This is a genomic window from Cupriavidus sp. CPT47-8839-RL05A, assembly GCF_058792255.1.
In genome coordinates, this window is sequence record NZ_JBYTEG010000003.1 from 140,569 (window position 1) to 158,563 (window position 17,995).

Genomic DNA, 17,995 nt, shown 5'->3' on the forward strand with positions numbered 1-17,995 from the left:
CCCCCCACCCCCCCCCCCCCCCGCGACCCGGCCCTGCCGGTGATCATGATCACCGGCCACGGCGACGTGGGGCTGGCGGTGCAGGCGATGAAGCAAGGCGCCTACGACTTCCTGGAAAAGCCGTTCTCGCCCGAGCAGCTGGTGGACGCCACGCGCCGCGCGCTGGAGCAACGCCGGCTTGCGCTGGAAGTGTCAGAACTGCGAGAACGGCTGGCGGGCCGCCAGAAGCTGGAAGCCCACCTGATCGGCCATTCGCCCACGGTCGAGCGGCTGCGCCGCCTGATCGCCGACCTGGCCGGCACCGACGCCAATGTGCTGATCCACGGCGAGACCGGCACCGGCAAGGAACTGGTGGCGCGTTGCCTGCATGAGGCCAGCCAGCGCCACGCGCGCAACTTTGTTGCCATCAACTGCGGCGGCCTGCCAGAGCAGCTGTTCGAGAGCGAGATCTTCGGCCATGAAGCCGGCTCGTTCACCGGTGCCGCGCGCCGCCGCATCGGCAAGATCGAGCACGCCGAAGGCGGCACGCTGTTTCTCGACGAGATCGAGAGCATGCCGATGCCGCTGCAGATCAAGCTGCTGCGGGTGCTGCAGGAACGCGTGGTGGAACGGCTTGGCTCCAACCAGCCGGTGCCGGTCAACACGCGCGTGGTGGCCGCCACCAAGGCCGACCTGCGCGCGCTCTCCGATGCCGGCCAGTTCCGCGCCGACCTGTACTACCGCCTGAACGTGATCACGCTGGAGTTGCCGCCGCTGCGCGAGCGGCGCGAAGACGTGCCGGCTTTGTTCGAGCATTTCGTCGCGCAGGCCGCGTTGCGCTTCAACCGCGAGGCTGTGCCCGCGACCCCGGCCGAGCTGGCCGCGCTGGTAGCCTACCCATGGCCCGGCAATGTGCGCGAGCTGCGCAACCTGGCCGAGCGCCATGTGCTGGGGCTGGGCTGCAACCCCGGCCACGGCACCACCGCGCCAGAAGCCCTGCCGCTGGCGCAGGCAGTCGAGCAATTCGAGCGCGCACTGATTGCCGATGCCATGCGCCGCCACGACGGCAACCTGAGCCGCGCCAGCGAAGCCCTGGGCGTGGCGAAGACCACGCTGTTCGACAAGGTGCGCAAGTACGGGCTTTGAAGCGTGGCCGGTGAATCGGGGACAGTCGCGCCGGCCATGCCGCGCAATCTGTCATGTCACGACAGGACTCTGAAGCGCCCGCTGTATTCAGCGGATGCTTCAGACGCTGCGTCGAATCCCGGGGAACCACCTGCGCAGGACAATGTCTGCGTTACTGTCGTGTCTGCCTGCAAGCACCAATGTGCGTTAAACAACCAATACGCGATGGATTTATGTTTTTTCTTACAGATGGATTGGCGTTTGCGGCATATTATTGGCTTCCAGCAGATCCGAGTCTGAGATCTTCAATACGTCCAGAAAGTCGCTGATCGGCTGGAAATGAAAGAAACAACAAATTTATAAAGAAAGCCGTCCGGCCGGCGGGGGAGCGGGCCAGGACACAGGGTCAGTCAACCATTGGCAGTGACAAGCGCGCGGCGCATGTGCCTGGCGCCGCGGGCGCCGTCCCGGCGCGACTGCCTTCAGGACCACGGGTGATGGGATGAAACTGGATCCGGCACTGGCTGAAAAGCCTTATTACAGCACGCGTACAGCGGCAAAACTGCTTAACGTCTCTCTGGGCACCGTCCAGAAGATGGTCGAGCGCGGCGAACTTGGCGCCTGGAAGACCAACGGCGGCCATCGGCGCATCCACAAGGAAACCGTGCACCGCCTGCTGGCGACGCGCATCGGGCCGGAATCGGCGTCGCCGCACGGCCTGGACCTGGTGGTGTTCCACCCCAACCACCAGGAAGCGCAGCGCATCCACGGCCAGCTTGCCAAATGGGGGCTGCCGCTCAAGAGCGTGGTGGTCGACGATGTGCTGGACACCGTCATCACCTCGGTCAGCGAGCATCCGCGCGTGGTGCTGTACTACGTCGACGAACTGAACGACGCCGAGTCGGCCACCATCGAGAAGCTGCAGAATTTCTTTGCCAGCCAGCACGTGATCTTTGCCGTGATCACCAACCGCCAGGCCTATGAAGGCGTGGCCGATGCCCTGCAGCACTGGGGCATCATGGTGTTCCTGAAGACGCCGTCGCTGGAAGAGGTCAAGGGCTTCCTGCGCGCCCAGCTGATGATGGGCCGCGCCGCCTGAGCACGGCTGCACCGGGGCCATGCCGGCCCCGGCATCGCCTGCAGCCTCAGGCCACTGCCGCCTGCCGGGGCGTTGCCAGCCCGGCTTCGTCGCCGTCGGCCTGCGCCATCATCCAGCCGTACAGGTTGCGCGGATCCGGCGGCATCGCCACCAGCTCAACCGCCCTGCCCGCCCGGTGCGCCTGCGCTGCGGCGTAGAGCCAGCGCAGCGCGGCGTAGTCTTCCAGCGCAAACCCGACCGAATCGAACACGGTCACCTCGTCCGCCGCCGCGCGGCCGGGCGCGTGGCCGGCCAGCACCTGCCACAGCTCGGTCACCGGCGCGTCAGGCGGCAACTGCTGGATCTCGCCTTCGATGCGCGTCTGGTCTTCGTACTCCACCACGATGCGCGCGCGGCGCAGGATATCGGGGTGCAGTTCAGTCTTGCCGGGGCAGTCGCCGCCCACCGCATTCAGGTGCATGCCGGGCCGCACCATTTCCGGCGCGAGGATGGTGGCGCGAGTCTTGTCGGCGGTGACCGTGGAGACAATGTCCGCCCCGGCCAGCGCGGCCTCGATCGATTCGGCACGCCGGATCGAAAGTCCGGGTACGCCACCAAGGTTGCGCATCAGCCGTGTGGTGGCGGCGGGATCGATGTCATAGGCGGCGATCTCGCGCACGCCCAGCATCGCCTGGAAGGCCAGCACCTGGAACTCGGCCTGCGCGCCGTTGCCGATCAGCGCCATGGTCGCCGCACCGGGCGGCGCCATGGCGCGCGCCGCCAGCGCCGACGTGGCCGCGGTGCGCAGCGCCGTGGCCAGCGTCAGGTCGGCCAGCATCAGCGGGAAGCCGGTTTCCACTTCGGCCAGCAAGCCACAGGCCATCACCGTCGGCATGCCATGCTGCGCATTGCGCGGATGGCCGTTCACATACTTGAACGCATACTGGATGCCGTCGCTGACCGGCATCAGCTCGATCACGCCACGCGCGGAATGGCTCGCCAGCCGTGCGGACTTGTCGAAGTCGTGCCAGCGCAGGAAGGCCTGCCGGACCTGCCCGGCCAGGTCGACGATGGCGGCCTGCGGGCCGATCAAGGCCACCAGCCGGGCGACGTCCGTGGCATCGAGAAACAATGATCGGGCGGTGTTCTTCATGACCCTCTCCTTGATGGTCTGCTCAGGCCGCCGCCGCGGCCACGCCACGCCCGCTGCGGCGATCCAGGCGCAGCGTCATGCAATAGGCGCCGCCGCCGGACAGCATGAAGGGCGACAGGTCGACCTCATGCAGCTGGTAGCCGCGCCGGCCCAGCTCGGTGCGCAGGTGCGGCGTGGTGCGGGTCATCACCACCTGGTCGTCGAGATTGACGGCATTGACGCTGAAGTGGCGCAGGTCGTCGGCGCTGGCCTCGATGCGCAGCCGCGCCGGCACGCGCGCGCGCAGCTCGCGCAACGCCGCTTCGCTGAAGGCTGGCGGGTAGTACAGCACCTCGCCGCCGGAAAGCGGGCAGAAGCAGACGTCCAGGTGGTAGCTCTGCTCGGTGGCCAGCTCCAGCGCCACCACGTCCTTGCCGAAGTAGTTCGACACCGCCACGGCCGCCTCATGCGACGAGCGCGGACCGAACCCGGCCCAGAAGTGGCCGCGGCCGGCATCCCAGATGCAGTCGCCCGCGCCTTCCTGGAAGCAGCCCTCGGGCAGCAGCGCGACTTCGTCGAGCAGGCCGCGTTCGCGCAGCTTGCCGAAGATGTCGGCGAACGGCGCTTCTTCACCACGGCGTTGCGGGTAACGGAATCGCGCCAGCAGCGCGCGGCCATCGAGCACCACCGCGGCGTTGGCCGGGAACACCATGTCGGGCAGCCCCGGTGCGCCGGGGGCCACCTCGACCGCAAAGCCGGCCCGGCCCAGCGCCTCGCGCAGCGCGTCGAACGACTGCATCGCGCTGCGGTGCATGCCACGCGGGTCGCGCGCCCAGGCAGCCGGGTCCATCCACGGATTGATGCTGTACGACACATCGTAGAAGGTCGGCTCGACCAGCAGGATCGTGGGGGAGTGGGTCACGGGGGCTCCTTTTTTGATGGCAGGTTTCGGGAAATCAATCGGTCGATTGAATTCTCGGGCAAGCTGGTGTTAACTAATAGCCAGCAACTTGCGCAATTTGCGCGAGGCATTTATCAAAATGTCAGCCTACGCTGGCGCTTTGAAAAGATTGTTTGCCCACCCATATGGATGCCACCGACCACCAGCTGATTTCCCTCCTGCGCGACAACGCGCGCATGCCGGTCACGGCGCTGGCGCAGGCGCTGCGCGTGTCGCGCGCGACCGTGCAGAACCGCATCGACAAACTGGAACAGGAAGGGGTGATCGTTGGCTACACGGTGCGCCTGCGGCCCGAGGCCGAAGCACACCGGATCCGCGCCTGGATGACGATTGCCGTGGAAGGCAACAAGGCCCGCACCGTGCTGCAGGCGCTGCGCGGCGAGCCCAATGTGCAGGCCCTGCATACCACCAACGGCCGCTGGGACATCATTGCCGAACTGCGCGCCGACACACTGGAAGCGTTCGACCGCGCGCTGGACCGGATCCGGCTGATCGACGGCATCAGCGCCACCGAGACCAGCATCCTGCTGTCGACCTACAAGTAAAGGGACCCGCCCAGGTCCCGGCGCTACCCCACCGGCAGGGGCGCCACGCCCGGCGCCGCCATGCGCTTGTGCGGTGCATCACGCCCCACGATTGGGATGCATTGCACCAAAGGCGGCCAAATATATCACCCCGTGATATATTACGCGCACCATTCCAAAGCGCCCCCCGTCACAAGAATGCCAACCGCCCCCGCTGTCTCTGCCCTGGCGCAGAATGCCCGTGCATGGCTGCGCACATTCGTTCCGCTACCCGTTGCCGCCAGCCGCAAGGAGCGCCTCAAAAGTTGCCTGGGCGCCCTGCTGGGCCTGCTCTGCACTGAATGGATCAGCCACCAGACCCTGGGCGGCTTCAACCCCTGGTTTGTCGCGCCGATGGGGGCCTGCGCGGTGCTGCTGTTCGCGGTGCCGTCATCGCCGCTGGCACAGCCCTGGTCAGTGATTGGCGGCAACCTGATTGCCGCGGTGGTCGGCGTGGCGTGCGCGCGCTGGATCCCGGACCCTGGCCTGGCCGCAGCGGTCGCCGTGGCCGTCTCCATCGCCCTGATGTTCCAGTTCCACTGCGTGCACCCACCCAGCGGCGCGGTGGCCATCACCGCCGTATTCGGCGGGCCGGCGGTCAGTGCGCTGGGCTTCGGCTTCGTTGCCGTGCCCGTGCTGTTCAATTCGATGCTGCTGCTGATGATGGCGCTGGCCTTCAACAACCTGTCGCGGCGGCGCTACCCGCACCGCCCGCCCGAGCCGGCCATGCAGCACGGGACCAAGGACGTGCCGCCATCCCAGCGCGTGGGCGTCACCCGCGCCGACCTCGATGCCGCGCTGAAGGTGCGCGGCGAATTCCTGGATATCGAAGAAGACGACCTCGAACAGATCCTGGTGGCCGCGCAGTTGCGCGCCTACCGGCGCCACTTCGGCAACGTGCTGTGCGGCGAGATCATGTCGCGCGACGTAGTCATGGTGACCGCGGACCAGCCTGCGCATGAGGCCGGGCACCTGCTGTCGCGGCACCGTATCAAGGCCCTGCCGGTGGTGGACGCCACCCGGCGGCTGGTGGGCATCATCACCCAAAGCGATTTTTTTGCGGCGCAGCGTGATACCGGTGCGCGGCGGCTGGCTGGTACCGTGCGGGACCTGATGACACGCGCCGTCGTCACCGCCCGACCCGAGCAGCCGATGGTGGAGTTGGCCCAGGCGTTCTCGGATGGCGGCCTGCACCACGCGCCAGTGATCGACGACCACCGGCGCGTGGTGGGGATGGTGACGCAGTCCGATCTGGTGGCTGCACTGCTCAAGAGCGGGGTGATGGCGGTGCCGGATTGAGAGTACGCATCAACGCGTTCGGCTGCGCTACGCACAAGCGCCCAGTGCGCGACGGCGCATTTTGGACCCGCGCAGCAGCCGTAGGCGTCCCCGCGATGCGGCTGGCAGCAGGCGGCCTACGCCCTGCATGGGGATCGTTCAATAGTGGGTTAACGCAGGCACTGTCCCTGACTCACATGGCGTAGCAGGGTCGAACGGGCAACCACGCCCAAACGGCAAGCACCACCGCTCGAACCACCAACACCGTGGAATTGATTGCCAGCCGCACAGGCGACGCGTTTTTTGGTTACTTTTTGTCGCTCGGACAAAAAGTGACTCGCCGGCTACGCCGGCGAAACAGCCACGCCGACCAAGCGCCACATACCGACCGCTAGCAAAAAGCCCAAGCACCCACCCGCTATCCACCGTCACAAACCTATGGCACTGTGCCCCCCACGAGGGGAACACGCCGCACGCAGCGGCCCACCGCCATAGTGACGACTAACCCACCGCCCCCCTTCCGCATCGCCCCACCCAACGTAAGCTATATTTACGCCGTTCCCGTCACACCGGCGGGACCAAGGGAGATCCATCCATGAGTTCCGGCCAGTTAATTGAGAAAATCGCAGCCGTCTTCGCACTGATCGTGCTGATCGGCGGCTCGCTGCTGGTGCTCGCGCCGTTCACCACCGCGCTGCTGTGGGGCGCGATCCTGGCCTTCAGCTCATGGTACCCGTATACGGTGCTGTCGCGCTGGCTGGGCAACCGGCGCAGCCTGGCAGCGTTGATCTGCGTGCTGCTGGCCACGGTGGTGGTGCTGGGTCCGTTCGTCTATGCCGGCGCCAGCTTCTCGGCTCACCTGGACGAACTGTCCGCGCTGGTTGACCGCTATAGGGAACACGGCATCCCGCAGCTGCCGGCCTGGCTGAGCAGCCTGCCCTATGTCGGCTCCTACCTGCAGAACTCCTGGAACAGCGTCATCAATGCCGATTCCGAGATGGTCGCCAACCTGCGCAAGCTGATCGCCCCGGTTGGCCACATGCTGCTGGGCGCCGGGCTGTCGATCGGCGCCGGGCTGGGCCAGCTGGCGCTGTCGATCATCCTGGCGTTCTTCTTCTACACCGGCGGCGAGCTTGCCATTGCCTGGTTGCGCGCGGGCATGCACCGCATCGCCGGCGAGCGCGCCGACCACCTGCTGGAGCTGGCCGGCAGCACCGTCAAGGGCGTGGTCTACGGCGTGCTGGGCACGGCCTTCATCCAGGCCGTGCTGGCCGGCATCGGCCTGTGGATCGCGGGCGTGCCGGGCGCGGCGATCCTTGGCTTCGTGACCTTCTTCCTGTCGGTGATCCCGGTCGGCCCGCCGCTGGTGTGGCTGCCGGCCGCGCTGTGGCTGTACCACACCGGCGCCACCGGCTGGGCCATCTTCCTGGTGGTATGGGGCGTGGGCGTGGTCAGCATGGCTGACAACATCGTCAAGCCGCTGCTGATCAGCAAGGGCACCGGCATGCCGCTGATCTGGATCATGCTGGGCGTGCTCGGCGGCGCGCTCGCGTTCGGCTTCCTGGGCGTGTTCATCGGCCCGACGCTGCTGGCAGTGGCCTATGCGCTGCTGCGCGACTGGACCATCGGCTCGCAGGCAGAGGTAAAGCAAGACCTGAAGCAGAGCGAGGCACTGGCGGCCGCGCCACCGGCGCCGGCCGTGGTCGACAACCCCGACGTCCCGCCGGCCACGACCGGCAAGCACCCCGGCTGATGGCAGGACACGACGCGCCCGGCGCGCCCGCCACCCCCGACCTCTCGCCGGCCGCGCTGCACCGGCTGGTGGCATGCGAATACTGTGACGCGGTCTACGAACGCACGCCGATCTCGCCCGGCGAGCGCGCGCTGTGCCTGCGCTGCGGCGGCCAGCTCTACCGCGAAAGCCGCCGCCAGTATCAACGGCTGCTGCCGCTGGTGATCACCGCGCTGATCCTGTTCCTGGTCTCAAACGCCTACCCGATCGTCGAGATGGACCTGCAGGGGGTCCGCACCCAGACCACGCTGCTGGGCGCCGTGCAGGCCCTGTACACCGACAAGATGGGGCTGGTGGCGGCACTGGTGTTCGCCACCACCATCCTTTTTCCTCTGTCCGAGATGCTGATGATGGCCTATCTGCTGGTGCCGATGGCGCAGCACCGCATGCCCGCCGGCTTCGACCGCATCGTGCGCGGCATCCGCCAGACCCGGCCCTGGGGCATGATCGAAGTCTTCATGATCGGCGTGCTGGTCACGCTGGTGAAGCTGTCCAGCATGGCGCGCGTGCTGCCCGGCATCGCGCTGTGGTCGTTCGCGGCGCTGGTGATCGTGCTGGCGGCGATGTTGTCGTTCGATCCGCGCGACCTCTGGCGCCATCTGGAAACACCCGATGACAACGCCGCGGGCGAGGAAGGCCGATGACGGACCAGCCGCAACCGCCGTCGCAGTGTCCCCGCCAGCCAGGCGGCCGCCTGGCCCGCCCGCGCCAGCTGGCGCGCGAGGTGGTGGCCGAGCTCACCGACGACGACGAGCGCAGTCCGCTGCCGCAGGTCCCGACCGCCAGCCGGCTGGGCCTGCTGTCGTGCCATGCCTGCGACCTGGTCAGCCCGCGCACACTGGAGGGCGGGCCCTGCCCGCGCTGCGGCGCCACCCTGCACCATCGCAAGCCCGACAGCCTGGCGCGCACCTGGGCTTTCCTGCTGGCCGCCTTTATCCTCTATATTCCGGCCAACGTGCTGCCGGTAATGGTGACGCAGTCCATCCTCGGCACGCAGCAGGACACCATCCTGTCCGGCGTGATCTACCTGTGGCTGTCCGGCTCGCACATGCTGGCCGGGCTGGTGCTGATCGCCAGCATCATCGTGCCGCTGCTGAAGATGGTGATCCTCACCTTCCTGCTGCTGTCCGTGCATTTCCGCTCGACCTGGCGGATCCGGCAGCAGACCCGGCTGTACGGGCTGGTGGAGGTGATCGGCCGCTGGTCGATGCTCGATATTTTCGTGGTGGCGCTGCTGGCCTCGCTGGTGCGGGCCGGGGCGCTGGCCACCATCATCCCAGGCGGCGGCGCCATGGCCTTCGGCGCGGTCGTGGTCATGACCATGCTGGCCTCGCTCAGCTTCGATCCGCGCCTGCTGTGGGATTCGCTGGAAGACAACAATGCCCGACACTGACAACCAAGCCTCCACGCCCTCGGCTTCGCCCCCGCCGGCACCACCGGGCCTGCCGCGGCCCGAACGACGGCGCCGCGCGCGCTGGCTGCCCTCGCTGGTCTGGCTGATCCCGATCGTCGCCGCGGTGGTCGGCATCTCGCTGCTGGTGCATACGCTGACCTCGCGCGGGCCGGAGATTACGGTCACCTTCCGCACCGCCGAGGGCCTGACGCCCGGCAAGACGGCGGTGCGCTACAAGGACGTCGACATCGGGCTGGTCAAGTCGGTGCGGCTGGCACGCGACCGCTCGCACGTGGTGGCGTCGATCGACCTGACCAAGGACGCCGAGAACTTCGCCGTGGCCGACACCCGCTTCTGGGTGGTGCGCCCGCGCTTTGCGGCCAGCGGCGTGTCCGGGCTGGAGACGCTGCTGTCGGGCGCCTATATCGGCGTGGACGCGGGCAAGTCGAATGAATCCGCGCGCGACTTCAAGGGGCTGGAAGTGCCGCCGGTGGTGACCACCGATGCCTCCGGCAAGCAGTTCGTGCTGCGCGCCTCCGAGCTGGGCTCGCTCGATATCGGCTCGCCGGTCTACTACCGGCGCGTGCTGGTGGGCCAGGTGGTGGCTTACCAGCTCGACCCCAACGGGCGCGACCTCACGCTGCGCGTGTTCGTCAACAAACCCTATGACAACCTGGTCACCGCGGACACGCGCTTCTGGCATGCCAGTGGCGTGGACCTGAAGCTCGATGCGGGCGGGCTCAAGCTGTCGACCCAGTCGCTGGTGACAGTGCTGCTGGGCGGTGTCGCCTTCCAGGCGCCGGACCACACCACTGCCACCGACGCCGCGTCCGAGAACACGCAGTTCCTGCTGGCCAACGACCAGGCCGAGGCGATGAAGGAGCCGGAAGAACTGGCGCCCACGCTGGCGGTGCTGAATTTCGACCAGTCCGTGCGCGGGCTCTCGCCGGGTGCACCGGTGGACTTCCGCGGCGTGATCGTGGGCCAGGTGCGTTCGATCGGCATCGAGTACCAGCGCGACAAGAGAGCATTCCGCATGCCCGTGGTGGTGGAGCTGTACCCGTCGCGCATGGGCTTCCGCGAACGCGATGTCGAAGACCGCGAGCGCGCGCGCAAGATCATCCAGGGGCTGCTGCAGCGTGGCATGCGCGCGCAGCTGCGCACCGGCAACCTGCTCACCGGCCAGCTCTACGTGGCGCTCGACTTCTTCCCGAAGGCGCCGCCGGCCAAGGTCGACCTGGACGCGCCGATCCCGGAATTCGCCACCACGCCTGGCACCTTCGACCAGCTGCAGGCGCAGGTGGGCGATATCGTCAACCGCATCGACAAGGTGCCGTTCGACCAGATCGGCCAGGACCTGCGCACCACGGTGGCCAGCCTGAACAAGACGCTGGCGACCGCCGACAAGCTGGTGCAGCAGCTCAACGGCGACGTCGCGCCGCAGGTGCTGGCCGCGCTGCAGGACGCGCGCAAGACCCTGACCGCGGCCAACGGCACGCTGGCCTCGGACGCGCCGCTGCAGCAGGACACGCGCCGCATGCTGCAGGAGCTGACGCGCACCGCCACGTCGCTGCGCACGCTGACCGATTACCTCGAACGCCACCCAGAAGCGCTGCTGCGCGGCAAGCCGGAGCAAGAATGATGAAGCGCCTTTCTATCACCAGCCTCCTCGCCGGCGCGCTGGCCGCGGCCGTGCTGGCCGGGTGCGCCTCGCCCGAGCCGCGCTACTACACGCTGGCGCAGGGCGCGGCCGCGCCGCTGCCGGCCACGACGACGCCGGCATCGACCAACACGCTATGGCTGGAAGTCGCGCCGGTGCGCGTGCCGGAGCGGCTCAACCGCCCGCAACTGGTGGTGCGCGATGGCGGCGATGCCGGCCTGCGCCTGCTGGACCTGGCGCGCTGGTCCGCGCCGCTGCCTGACGAGCTGCGCGACGCGCTGTCGCAACGCCTGCAGGCCACGCTGGGCGCGGTCGACACCTACCAGCAGGGGATGTCCGACGTGCAGCCGCTGTACCGGATCACCACGGAAGTGCTGCGCCTGGATGCCGACGTGGGCCAGCGTGCCGGCGCCACCATCAACTGGACCGTGCGGCGGCTGCCTGACGGCAAGGTGGTCAGCGGCCGCACCCAGGCAGAGCTGCCGGCGCCCGGCGCGGTCGATGGCGTCGTGGCGGCGTACCGCGAGATCGTCGCCACCACGGCGGCCGATATCGCGGCCGGGGTGCAGTCGCTGCAGCGCTAGTCGTCGCCCCACGCGGCCGCGTCGCGCTCGCGGCGCGCGGCCGCTTCAGCGGCGCGCCGGTGAATCGCCTCGGCCATCGCCGCCAGGCACTCGGCCGCCCCACCCTGCACCAGCTTCGCCGCACACGCCAGCATCAGGTTCTTGCCCAGCCCGAAATCCTCCACCACGAAGCCGCGCGTATCCAGCGGCGCGCCATCCTCGTCGGTGGCCACGGTGACGCGCTCGCGCAGCGTGCCCGCATCCGCGCTGTAGGCCCAGACCGGCTTCTGCAGCGCCACCGCAAAGCCCACCTCGAACGCGGTGCCGGAATCCGGCTCGCCCGGTCCGCGGAAATCGTCGAGGTTGGCCATCACCATGTCGGCGCGCCGCAGCAGCGCAAGATTGGCGTCATAGATCCAGCGCGCGGTGTCGGCGCCCGACAGGCCATCGGGCGCGGATTTGTCGAGTGGATACAGGCCGCTGAAGCCGTGCGCCGCGCACAGCGCCTTGAGGTGCTCGCCCCAGGCGCGCGCATCCTTGCGAAAGACGTCGAAGCCAGCCAGGTAGATGGTTTTCATGGCACGTGAAGTGGGGCAACAGGGATCAGGATCGCAGCATAACCCGCCGCCCGCGGGCGCGATACCACCTGCCTGCACGAACATCGCACAACTTGCGCGCGCACGCTTTGCCTGCTCCCTGCGCATGGGGGGCCCTTGCGCTACCATTGCCCGTCCCCTCCTTGCATCCCGCATCCCATGCCTGCTCCCCAGATCCTCCAGGTCGGCCCGCTCGCGCCGCAGACCAATGCCACCCTGCAGCAACAGTACGGCGCCGCGGCGCTGTGGCAGCAGGCCGATCCGATCGCGTGGGCGCGCAGCGAGGCCCAGCAGGTGCGCGTGGTGGTGACCTCGGCGCGCCACGGCTGCAGCGCGGCGCTGATCGATGCGCTGCCGCGCCTGGAAGCCATCGTCAGCTTCGGCGTGGGCTATGACGCGATCGCGCTGGATGCGGCCCGCGCGCGCGGCATCCAGGTCAGCAACACGCCCGACGTGCTCAACGACTGCGTTGCCGACCTGGCCTTCGGGCTGCTGCTGGACGCGGCGCGCGGCATCGCCCATGGCGACCGCTTCGTGCGCGCCGGGCGCTGGCCGCAGGGCGGCTTCCCGCTGACCACGCGCGTGTCGGGCAAGAAGCTCGGCATCCTCGGGCTGGGCCGCATCGGCGAGATCGTGGCGCGCCGCGCGCAGGGCTTCGACATGGAGATCGCCTACAACAACCGCAGCCCGCGCGAGGGCGCGCTGTGGCGCTTCGAGCCTGACCTGAAGGCGCTGGCGACGTGGGCCGACTTCCTGGTGGTGGCCACCGTCGGCGGGCCGTCGACGGCCGGGCTGGTATCGCGCGAGGTCATCGACGCCCTCGGGCCCAGGGGCATCCTGGTCAATGTGTCGCGCGGCAGCGTGATCGACGAGGCGGCAATGGTCGAGGCTCTGGTTGACGGGCGCCTGGGCGGCGCCGGCCTGGATGTGTTCCAGGACGAGCCCAACGTGCCGCCCGCGCTGCTGGCACTGGACAATGTCGTGCTGGCGCCGCACATGGCCAGCGGCACGCATGAAACGCGCGCCGCCATGACCGCGCTGACGCTGCAGAACCTGGATGCATTCCTGGCTGATGGCAGGGTGCTGACGCCAGTGCTGTAGACGGCTACCGCCGTGCCTATACTGGATGCACCGGCTCCAGCCCACTCTGCGGGCCGGCGTCAGGAGGCATCATGGCACGCAAGTTTATCGATTGCCGCGAGTTCCCGAGCGACACCCACTGCACGGTGGCAATGAGCGCCGACAGCGAAGACGAACTGCTCGAAGCCGCGGTCCAGCACGCGGTAGCGGTGCACCAGCATCAGGACACCCCTGAGTTGCGCACCCAGTTGAAGTCATTGTTCAAGGAAGGCATGCCGCCGGCGTGAAACCGGCACGGCTGGCGCCCGGGGGCGCCGGCTCCCACCCCTGGCCTCATTCGCAGTAGCTGATAAAGCACTTTAGCCACATCGAATACCCATGACCGCCGTCATGGCGCATCATTGACGCAGCGCTATATACAGACGTATATTGCGCATGACAGTCCACCCGCACGGGCCTTGCCGCACACGCCGGCCGGCCGATTCCCGAGGATTCCGATGTTTGCCCTTCGTTCCTGCCGCCGCGGGTTCCTGCTGGCCGCTTCCGTCGCCACGCTGGCGCTGGCCGCGCCGCCTGCCTTTGCCACCGACCTGGTGGTGTCCGCGGCATCCAGCCTGACCAATGCCTTCAAGTCGCTGGCCGAGTCGTTCGAGCGCGCCCATCCCGGCACGCACGTGGTGCTGAACTTCGGCGCGTCCGACGTGCTGATGCAGCAGATCATCAAGGGCGCGCCGGCCGACGTGTTTGCCTCGGCCGACCAGGAGGCAATGAACAAGGCCGAGGCCGAGAAGGTGATCGCGCCGGCCTCGCGCCGCAACTTCGCCGCCAACCAGGTGGTGCTGATCGTGCCCGCGGACAGCAAGCTGGCCATCGCCTCGCTGCAGGACCTGACCCGCCCGGAAGTCAAGCGCATCGCCTACGGCAACCCGGCCTCGGTGCCGGTGGGCCGCTACACCCGCGGCGCGCTGGAAGCGGCCGGGTTGTGGGACGCCGTGGCCGCCAAGGGCGTGCCGGCGCAGAACGTGCGCCAGAGCCTGGACTACGTCGCGCGCGGCGAGGTCGAGGCCGGCTTCGTCTTTGCCACCGACGCCGCGGTGATGCCGGACAAGGTCAAGGTGGCAGTGCGCGTGCCAAGCCGCACGCCGGTGACCTACCCCATCGCCATCACCGGCCAGACGCGCCAGCAGAAGGAAGCGGCGCAGTTCGTCGACTACGTCGCCTCGCCGGAAGGCCAGGCCATCCTGTCGCGTTTCGGCTTCCAGAAGCCCTGACGGAGCGTTGCGCGCACCATGGACGCCGTCTGGGTACCGCTGCTGCTGTCGCTGAAGGTGGCCGGCTGGGCCACCGCGCTGAATGCCGTGCTCGGCGTCGGCGCGGCCTGGGCGCTGGCGCGCTGGCGCTCCCCGCTGCGCGACGTGGTCGATGCGGTGCTGACGCTGCCGCTGGTGCTGCCGCCCACGGTGCTCGGCTATTACCTGCTGGTGCTGGTCGGGCGCCGTGGCGTCTTCGGCGAGTGGCTGGCGCGCCTGGGCATCGAACTGGTCTTCACCTGGCAGGGCGCGGTGCTGGCCTCCACCATCGTCGCCTTCCCGCTGGTGCTCAAGTCCGCGCGCGCCGCCTTTGAAGGCGTGGACCATCAACTGGAAAACGCCGCCCGCGTGCTGGGCGTGCCCGAAGCCGGCATCTTCTTCCGTGTCACGCTGCCGCTGGCCGCGCGCGGCATCATCGCCGGCGTGCTGCTGGCCTTTGCCCGCGCGCTGGGCGAATTCGGCGCCACGCTGATGATCGCCGGCAACCTGCCCGGACGCACGCAGACGCTGTCAGTCGCCATCTATGAGGCGGTGCAGGCCGGCGACGACAACACCGCCAACCTGCTGGTGCTGGTGACCTCCGTCACCTGCGTGCTGCTGCTGGTGGTCGCCGGGCGCCTGGTGCCCGCCGCGGCGCGCAAGCCCGCTGAACTCTATGAACGCCGGCGCCTGCGCCCGCGCATCCGCTAAGCCGGGACCCGCCATGAGCATGCACGTCAGCATCCGCAAGCAGATGGTCTCGGCCGACCGCCACTTTGCACTGGATATCGATTTCGATTCGGCCAGCCGGCGCATTGCGCTGTTCGGGCCCTCGGGCGCCGGCAAGAGCCTGACGCTGCGCGCCATCGCCGGCCTGCTGGCACCGGACAGCGGCCGCATCGTGCTGAACGGCCGCACGCTGTTCGATGCCGACGCCGGCATCGACGTGCGCCCGCAAGAGCGCCGCGTGGCCTACCTGTTCCAGGAATATGCGCTGTTCCCGCACCTGACCGTGGGCCAGAACATCGGCTTCGGCCTGTCGCGCGGCTGGCGCAACCCGCGCCGTGGCGCCGTGCATCCGGAAGCGCAGCGCTGGATCGATGCCTTCGGCCTGGCCGACATCGTCGGCAACTACCCGGCGGAGATCTCCGGCGGCCAGAAGCAGCGCGTGGCACTGGCGCGCGCGCTGGTGGCGCAGCCCGACATCGTCTTGCTGGATGAACCCTTCTCCGCGCTCGACCCCGCGCTGCGCGCGCGCATGCGCGCTGAGTTGCGCACGCTGCAGGCCAGCCTGGATGTGCCGATGCTGGTGATCTCGCACGATCCCGCCGATGTCGAGGCGCTGGGCGACCACGTGCTGGAAATCCGCGAGGGCCGCATCTTCGGCAGCGGCACCAGCCGCCACCATCCACCGGTCTACGCGCCGGTATCGGCGCGCGTGGCCTGAGCCGCGCGCAGCAGGTCGACATAGGCGCCTTCAATCAGGCTCGACGCGGGAATGCCCAGCCGCGCCAGCAATGCGTGGGCTTCGGCCACGCCGTTCTCCAGGCGCTCGTCTTCGGCCAGCACCACTTCCAATTCCAGGAAATCGCCAAGGTCCTCGACCCGGTCCAGGTGCACGCGCGTGCGGCCAGCCAGGTACAGCGTGCGCAGCTTGCGCACCCGCCCGCCTTCGCCATGCGCCGCGGCCAGCGCGGCGCGCAGGGTTTCCGGCGATTGCGTCGGCGACAGGATGTAGAAGCTCTCCTTCGGCCCCGCCTCGTCGGCACGCGCATAGAAGATCAGCTCGCCGCGGTCGGGCGCGAACTCGCGCAGCTTGAGCCGGCCGTTGGCACAGGGGAAGAAGGTATCGTCCTGGCGGATGTATTCGGGACCGCTGTCGGCCAGCGCTGCCGCATGCGGCAGCACGGCTTCGATACTGTCAATGCGAGCCTTGATCTCGACGTTTCTTGGCATGCGTTTCTCTCCTTTTAATCAGCCCAGCAGCAGCCGCGCGGCAATCACCCACATGGTGATGCCGATCACCACTTCCAGCACCTGCCACGCGCGCGGCCGTGCAAACACCGGCCGCAGCAGCGCCGCGCCATAGCCCAGCGAAAAGAAGAACAGGAACGACGCGGTCATGGCACCCGCGGCAAACTCGCGCGCATTCCCTGCGAACTGCGTCGACACCGAGCCGATCAGCATCACCGTATCGAGATACACATGCGGATTGAGCCAGGTGAACGCCAGGCATACCGCCAGCGTCGCGCCCAGCGGCCGCGGCGCGGCGTCGCTGGGATCCAGCACCGCATTCGAGCGCCACGCGGCCAGGAAGCTGCGCGCGCCATACCAGATCAGGAAAGCCGCGCCGCCGTAGCGCATCGCCGCACCCAGCCAGGGCAGCTCGCGGATCATCACGGCAAAGCCGGAAACGCCCAGCAGGATCAGCAGCGCATCGGAAAGTGCGCACACCAGGCAGACCCAGAACACATGCTCGCGCCGCAACCCTTGTCGCAGCACGAAAGCATTCTGGGAACCGATGGCAAGAATCAGGGAAAGACCGAGGGAGAAGCCGGCCAGGGCGGCGTGCATTGGATGTGGAACGGCTGTTTTTTTGGGTGGCTATTATTGCACGCCGGGGGCAGCCGCCATGCCCGCCCACCTTCCCATTCCTGCCGCAGGACTACCTCACGCCACTACACCCAGGATCACGCTTGACGCCTTGAACACCGCCAGCGCAGCCACCCCCACCTGCAGCCCCAGCGCTTCCACACTGCCATTGGTCACGATCGCCGCAACCGTACCGCCGCCGTCGAGCTCGATCACCACCTCGGCGTTCACCGCGCCAGGCATCACGCGCGACACCACGCCCGGCAGCTGGTTGCGCGCCGACAGCCGCATCCCCGGATCGGGCAGCCCCACCAGCACCGACGATGCCTTGATCAGCGCAAACGCCTCCGCGCCCTCGGCCAGCGCCAGCGTTTCGACACTTTCATGCGTGATGGTGGCCACGATCTGCTGCCCGCCGGGCAGTTCCAGCACGACCTCGTCATTGACCGCGCCGCCGCGCACGCTGGCCACGCGCCCGAACAGCTTGTTGCGTGCACTGGTCTTGATCATCATTCGCCTCATCAGGTGGATATCGTCGGCCGCCCCTTCGCCCAGGAGCGACAGCTGCGCGACAAAGCGCTGGTGTTCATCTTCCAGCGCACGATAGGTGCGGATCAGTTGCTCGCCGCGCGCGGTCAGGTGCGTGCCTCCGCCGCCCTTGCCGCCGGCGGCGCGCACCACCAGCGGCTCGCCCGCGCTGTTGTTCATGGCATCGATGGCGTCCCACGCGGCCTTGTAGCTGATGCCGACCGCGCGCGCGGCCGCGGTGATCGAGCCGTGTTCGCCGATGGCGGCGAGCAGCGCGATGCGGTCCTTGCCGCCCCAGTCTTGCGAGCCGGAGCGGAACCAGATGGCTCCCTGGAGTTCAAGCATGGATGTCGGGTGCCGGTGGCCGGCACCGCAATGGAGTCATA

20 protein-coding genes are annotated in these 17,995 nt (G+C 68.3%); 14 read left to right on the plus strand and 6 right to left on the minus strand.

Annotated elements, in window-relative coordinates:
- Together AC3WVS_RS04310 and AC3WVS_RS04315 are read left to right on the plus strand one after the other, a co-directional pair.
- Positions 1-1,125: sigma-54-dependent transcriptional regulator (locus tag AC3WVS_RS04310; RefSeq protein ID WP_492317544.1), on the plus strand; the 1,125-nt coding region annotated here is incomplete at its 5' end.
- Between the two features lie 481 nt (positions 1,126-1,606).
- The gene (locus AC3WVS_RS04315; RefSeq protein WP_492317545.1) at positions 1,607-2,203 is read left to right on the plus strand and encodes a helix-turn-helix domain-containing protein; all 597 of its coding nucleotides are present in this window, start codon (positions 1,607-1,609) and stop codon (positions 2,201-2,203) included.
- Positions 2,204-2,249: 46 nt separating this feature from the next.
- On the opposite strand, the gene ocd is transcribed toward AC3WVS_RS04315, so the two are convergent.
- Positions 2,250-3,335 carry an ornithine cyclodeaminase gene (gene ocd / locus AC3WVS_RS04320; protein ID WP_492317546.1) on the minus strand — a complete coding sequence of 362 codons (1,086 nt, stop codon included), beginning with the start codon at positions 3,333-3,335 and terminating at the stop codon, positions 2,250-2,252.
- 22 nt (positions 3,336-3,357) lie between these two features.
- Positions 3,358-4,236, minus strand: coding sequence for a dimethylarginine dimethylaminohydrolase family protein (locus AC3WVS_RS04325; RefSeq protein WP_492317547.1), 879 nt, complete (start codon positions 4,234-4,236; stop codon positions 3,358-3,360).
- Between the two features lie 164 nt (positions 4,237-4,400).
- Between AC3WVS_RS04325 and AC3WVS_RS04330 the strand changes: the two genes are divergently transcribed.
- The 7 genes from AC3WVS_RS04330 to AC3WVS_RS04360 all read left to right on the plus strand — a co-directional run bounded on the left by AC3WVS_RS04330 (position 4,401) and on the right by AC3WVS_RS04360 (position 11,545).
- A complete protein-coding gene (locus AC3WVS_RS04330) occupies positions 4,401-4,820 on the plus strand; it encodes an Lrp/AsnC family transcriptional regulator (RefSeq protein ID WP_010813068.1) in 420 nt (139 codons plus the stop codon).
- A 177-nt stretch (positions 4,821-4,997) separates the two neighbouring features.
- Positions 4,998-6,137 carry an HPP family protein gene (locus AC3WVS_RS04335; RefSeq protein WP_492317548.1) on the plus strand — a complete coding sequence of 380 codons (1,140 nt, stop codon included), beginning with the start codon at positions 4,998-5,000 and terminating at the stop codon, positions 6,135-6,137.
- A gap of 574 nt (positions 6,138-6,711) precedes the next feature.
- On the plus strand, positions 6,712-7,869 hold the full coding sequence (locus AC3WVS_RS04340) for an AI-2E family transporter (RefSeq protein ID WP_010811543.1): 1,158 nt from the start codon (positions 6,712-6,714) through the stop codon (positions 7,867-7,869).
- Positions 7,869-8,552 (plus strand): paraquat-inducible protein A, encoded by a 684-nt coding sequence (locus AC3WVS_RS04345; protein ID WP_492317549.1) that lies wholly within the window; start codon positions 7,869-7,871, stop codon positions 8,550-8,552. Before AC3WVS_RS04340 ends, AC3WVS_RS04345 begins: the two co-directional genes overlap by 1 nt.
- Positions 8,549-9,301: a paraquat-inducible protein A gene (locus tag AC3WVS_RS04350; protein ID WP_492317550.1), complete on the plus strand. Its 753-nt coding sequence runs from the start codon at positions 8,549-8,551 to the stop codon at positions 9,299-9,301. Before AC3WVS_RS04345 ends, AC3WVS_RS04350 begins: the two co-directional genes overlap by 4 nt.
- The gene (locus AC3WVS_RS04355; protein ID WP_492317551.1) at positions 9,288-10,943 is read left to right on the plus strand and encodes a PqiB family protein; all 1,656 of its coding nucleotides are present in this window, start codon (positions 9,288-9,290) and stop codon (positions 10,941-10,943) included. Before AC3WVS_RS04350 ends, AC3WVS_RS04355 begins: the two co-directional genes overlap by 14 nt.
- Complete coding sequence (locus AC3WVS_RS04360) at positions 10,940-11,545, plus strand: PqiC family protein (protein WP_492317552.1); 606 nt, start codon at positions 10,940-10,942, stop codon at positions 11,543-11,545. Before AC3WVS_RS04355 ends, AC3WVS_RS04360 begins: the two co-directional genes overlap by 4 nt.
- Here AC3WVS_RS04360 and AC3WVS_RS04365 read toward each other — a convergent pair.
- Positions 11,542-12,102 carry a nucleoside 2-deoxyribosyltransferase gene (locus AC3WVS_RS04365; protein WP_492317553.1) on the minus strand — a complete coding sequence of 187 codons (561 nt, stop codon included), beginning with the start codon at positions 12,100-12,102 and terminating at the stop codon, positions 11,542-11,544. The two genes, AC3WVS_RS04360 and AC3WVS_RS04365, sit on opposite strands and share 4 nt — an antisense overlap.
- A 177-nt stretch (positions 12,103-12,279) precedes the next feature.
- Between AC3WVS_RS04365 and AC3WVS_RS04370 the strand changes: the two genes are divergently transcribed.
- From AC3WVS_RS04370 to AC3WVS_RS04390, 5 genes are all read left to right on the plus strand, one after another.
- Entirely contained in the window at positions 12,280-13,221 is a 942-nt protein-coding gene (locus AC3WVS_RS04370) for a 2-hydroxyacid dehydrogenase (protein WP_492317554.1), read from the plus strand.
- Between the two features lie 71 nt (positions 13,222-13,292).
- Complete coding sequence (locus AC3WVS_RS04375; protein WP_013955718.1) at positions 13,293-13,487, plus strand: DUF1059 domain-containing protein; 195 nt, start codon at positions 13,293-13,295, stop codon at positions 13,485-13,487.
- Between the two features lie 210 nt (positions 13,488-13,697).
- Complete coding sequence (modA, locus tag AC3WVS_RS04380) at positions 13,698-14,471, plus strand: molybdate ABC transporter substrate-binding protein (RefSeq protein ID WP_492317555.1); 774 nt, start codon at positions 13,698-13,700, stop codon at positions 14,469-14,471.
- 18 nt (positions 14,472-14,489) lie between these two features.
- Entirely contained in the window at positions 14,490-15,200 is a 711-nt protein-coding gene (gene modB / locus AC3WVS_RS04385) for a molybdate ABC transporter permease subunit (RefSeq protein WP_492317556.1), read from the plus strand.
- Positions 15,201-15,213: 13 nt separating this feature from the next.
- Positions 15,214-15,936 carry an ATP-binding cassette domain-containing protein gene (locus AC3WVS_RS04390; RefSeq protein WP_492317557.1) on the plus strand — a complete coding sequence of 241 codons (723 nt, stop codon included), beginning with the start codon at positions 15,214-15,216 and terminating at the stop codon, positions 15,934-15,936.
- Here AC3WVS_RS04390 and AC3WVS_RS04395 read toward each other — a convergent pair.
- The 3 genes from AC3WVS_RS04395 to AC3WVS_RS04405 form a co-directional block, all read right to left on the minus strand.
- A complete protein-coding gene (locus tag AC3WVS_RS04395) occupies positions 15,906-16,445 on the minus strand; it encodes a class IV adenylate cyclase (protein WP_492317558.1) in 540 nt (179 codons plus the stop codon). The two genes, AC3WVS_RS04390 and AC3WVS_RS04395, sit on opposite strands and share 31 nt — an antisense overlap.
- Before the next feature lie 18 nt (positions 16,446-16,463).
- Complete coding sequence (locus AC3WVS_RS04400) at positions 16,464-17,063, minus strand: LysE/ArgO family amino acid transporter (protein WP_013955713.1); 600 nt, start codon at positions 17,061-17,063, stop codon at positions 16,464-16,466.
- Between the two features lie 96 nt (positions 17,064-17,159).
- The gene (locus AC3WVS_RS04405; protein WP_492317559.1) at positions 17,160-17,954 is read right to left on the minus strand and encodes a TOBE domain-containing protein; all 795 of its coding nucleotides are present in this window, start codon (positions 17,952-17,954) and stop codon (positions 17,160-17,162) included.
- Positions 17,955-17,995: the final 41 nt, after the last annotated feature.